The sequence below is a fragment of the Streptomyces sp. SID11385 genome, assembly GCF_010548245.1.
In the GTDB taxonomy this organism is placed as follows: Bacteria; Actinomycetota; Actinomycetes; order Streptomycetales; family Streptomycetaceae; genus Streptomyces.
Map to the genome: position 1 here is coordinate 1 of NZ_JAAGLR010000425.1, position 236 is coordinate 236.

At 77.1% G+C, this 236-nt stretch carries 1 protein-coding gene; it reads right to left on the reverse strand.

The genetic code is table 11. From position 1 onward, the window contains the following. On the reverse strand, window positions 1–236 hold a 236-nt coding region (locus G3I42_RS12900), incomplete at both ends, for an aldo/keto reductase (RefSeq protein ID WP_203606728.1).

Here is a 236-nt window from a genome sequence, read left to right on the forward strand (position 1 = left end):
CAGCGCAGGGACACCTGCGCCGGGGTGCGCCCGGTCTCCTCCGCGACGGCGACGACGGCCTCGACGACCCGCCAGGTCTCGTCGTTGTCCCGCTCCCGCCAGGCCTCGCGCCCCAGCTCCCGCTGGTAGCGGGCCTCCCGGGTGCCCGGTGCGGCCTCGCTCATGCCCCGCCGGTACTTCCCGGTCAGCCAGCCGCCCTGGAGCGGGCTCCACGGGATGATGCCGACCCCCTCCGC